Genomic DNA, 2,808 nt, shown 5'->3' with positions numbered 1-2,808 from the left:
AGTTAGCCCCAGACTCGAAATAATCACATGCCTGTCCACAGAAAAATGAAGTAGGTACTCAAGCCATGGCCTAAAGGCCACGCTACGCGAACGCCTGATCGGGTACCTACCAACCAAATATACTACCATTACAGCCGAAATCTTGGATAGATTATCGGCTACTTTGCGCTGCATCAAGACAGGGAATCAGCCTCAAATAAGACTGCAAGCGCACTACCCATTAAGGTGTAAGACATGGGTACTGATTCGGCTATTACCACCGATGCCACCAGTCGTTTTCGCTCGGTTCCGCAACTATTCTGATGCCAAAGGTTATTCCCAGACCCTGAAACAGCTGGTGCCTGATGCTAAGTTTCTAATAGTTTTAGATAGAAGTCTTTTCTGTCAAACTGGGGTCAAACCCTGATTTTTCCTAGGCTGAAATGACGCCAATTCGTTCGATTGTCCCAAAATGACGGCCTTCATCCTTAATGTCTTGATAAATTACAGACTGCTGCAGGTCAGAACTTGCAGGTATTATCGAACATTAAACGATTATATCAGAGTGCCAGTCTCAGGGATTCTGCTGGATGGGGACTTTCCTGAAGTAGTGCGATTGACCTGCATGTCACGCTACGCTCCGGAAGCTTCGCTTCCGCGCTTATGGGATTGGCCTACGGCCACGCGGGGCGCGTTCGCTTTCTCGAAACTTTTGTTACATAAATGCGCTTTTAGCGTGACCTACGGTCAATCGCTTTTAGCGTGGCCTACGGCCAATCGCGCAGCGGCTCCAAACGCGCCCCGCGTGGCCCAAAGGCCAAGGAGCATCGCTTCTTTCAACTTTGAAGGGAATGACTCGACATCGATGAAATGGGGATCGAATGCTAAACTTAAGCTATTGATTGCAATTCCCTTCGAGGTATGATTAAACCAAGGGGTAGTAATGGCTGAATCTTACTTAATTTATCTTGATGTTTGTTGCTTAAATCGTCCTTTTGATGATTGGCGACAAGATAGAATTCGATTAGAAGGACAAACAATTCTAGATATTTTTAAGCGGTTTTCTTCAGAAGAATGGAAGCTGGTAAGTAGTGAAGCTATAGAAGCAGAATTAAACCGAATGGTTAATCTTGACAAACTAGACAGGATTAGAAAATTATTACAGGTTGCTGAAAATAAAATAATTTTAACCGAGGAAATAGATAAACGTTCTCAAGAAATATAAAAGTTAGGCTTTGGTTTGTATGATTCTTTTCATATTGCTTGCGCTGAAACGGCTAAGGTAGATGTCTTATTGACAACGGATGATAGATTGCTCAAGAAAGCAATTAAGTATAGCCATCTATTAAAAGTAAAATTAGATAATCCTGTCACTTGGTTAATGAACACTTTTGTATTAAAAGAAAATAACAACAATGACACCAATTGAATTAAGACAAAAAGGGTATTATGCCTTAGTTAAGGAATTAGGGCAAGTTGATACAATTCGTTTTTTACAAGATGTAGGATGGGGTTTTGGTGATTATACTCAAGAACGTCAACAGTCTCTAAAAAATGTGACAAGATCTGATTTTTGGCAAGACATTCAAGAAATTAGAGCCAAAAAAGACCTTGAAAATCAATGATTCTGTTGCAGCCAGCGAACGCGCCCCAAAAACTGTTGGTACGAAAGGGGAGCAGGTCAAAATTGTAGAACAGATGAACTATATACTATCACAGCAAGCTAAAACACATTACGGGGCTATAGCTTGAGTACAAATGTTCTGCATAAGTGACATGCTCCCTCGGGTTGAGACTCAAGAAGAGATGTTCCATCAAATTCACCGCCTTCAATATCCAAATGATCAAGAACAGTGGGTACAACATCAGTTACAGGTGCAACGGAAGAATCATCTAGTTCTTTATTAGATGCAATAAAAGTCGTTCTTTCCGAGTCAGTTTGTCCACCGTGATCAAAGCCTTCTGATGGTTCGCGACCATGATCTGTAGTTACAATCACTAACCAATCTTCATCGGGATATGCTGCTTCTCTTTCTTCTACCGCATCAAGAATTGTCCCCACATGACCATCAGCCATAGTAATTGCTTCTAAATATTCGGTAGAAAAACCAAAATTGTGAGCCACAACATCAACGTTATCGAGATGAACGAAGGTATAAGCTGGCCCTTCTTTTAAGATTAAATCGGCTACAGTTTGCGCAATAATATTATCTTGAGCCAGTTGATCATCAGTGGGTTCTGGTGCGGTCAATTCAAAATCAACAATTGAATTAATATCTTCCTCAAAATAAGCATTGATTAGACCCCAATTAACCACAGAAGCAATATAGTTATCGGGATCGTCATTATGAACGTATTCAAAAATGCTAGGATAGTCTGGCTTAGCTCTTAATGTATCGTCATTGGAAACAATACCGTGCTTGTTTGCCCAAACACCTGTTAATAAACTGCCCCAACCTGGACCACTAAAGGTTTGTTGTTCTGTTTCTGTTCCTTGAATCCCTCCTGTGAAAGACTCTATAATATTTAAACGGTCAAGATATGGTGTAGGAGTTTCGTCTAGTTTGTCTAACTGCGCTCAATCAAGACCGATGACAATAGCTTTCTTCTCAGTCATTGAATTTTCTCAAAAAAATAGTCAAAAAAAATTTTGATTTGACTATAGTTGCCTGGTTTTTTTAATAAATTATTATGAATTTTATCTGAAGGGGTGACATGAGCCCTGAAAAGCTTACTATATAAGGCTTTGATGCCAGTTGTCTTAGGAAAGATAAACTGGCAAATTGACCCTACGAATGATGTAATGGCAAGCTCAAACCCTTATAACGA

2 protein-coding genes and 1 pseudogene are annotated in these 2,808 nt (G+C 40.3%); 2 read left to right on the top strand and 1 reads right to left on the bottom strand.

Annotation, left to right across the window (positions count from 1 at the left end; translation table 11 throughout):
* The first annotated feature begins 922 nt into the window (after nucleotides 1–922).
* Nucleotides 923–1,204, top strand: coding sequence for a hypothetical protein (locus F6J99_RS46045; protein WP_365975442.1), 282 nt, complete (start codon nucleotides 923–925; stop codon nucleotides 1,202–1,204).
* 190 nt (nucleotides 1,205–1,394) lie between these two features.
* Nucleotides 1,395–1,604: a hypothetical protein gene (locus tag F6J99_RS43860; protein ID WP_071103985.1), complete on the top strand. Its 210-nt coding sequence runs from the start codon at nucleotides 1,395–1,397 to the stop codon at nucleotides 1,602–1,604.
* 116 nt (nucleotides 1,605–1,720) lie between these two features.
* On the opposite strand, the pseudogene F6J99_RS43855 reads toward F6J99_RS43860, so the two are convergent.
* Nucleotides 1,721–2,533: pseudogene (locus tag F6J99_RS43855) on the bottom strand (alkaline phosphatase family protein); the annotation flags it as partial.
* Between the last annotated feature and the right edge of the window lie 275 nt (nucleotides 2,534–2,808).

The sequence above is a fragment of the Moorena sp. SIO4G3 genome, from assembly GCF_010692305.1.
GTDB lineage: Bacteria > Cyanobacteriota > Cyanobacteriia > Cyanobacteriales > Coleofasciculaceae > Moorena > Moorena producens_A.
The sequence above is the reverse complement of the archived record's forward strand: the minus strand, read 5'-3'. Positions and strand labels throughout refer to the sequence as shown.

What these genes read in the sequence shown, in the direction of transcription:
- F6J99_RS43860 (WP_071103985.1), top strand. Translation starts at nt 1,395, where the DNA reads ATGACACCAATTGAATTAAGACAAAAAGGGTATTATGCCTTAGTTAAG.
- F6J99_RS46045 (WP_365975442.1), top strand. Translation starts at nt 923, where the DNA reads ATGGCTGAATCTTACTTAATTTATCTTGATGTTTGTTGCTTAAATCGT.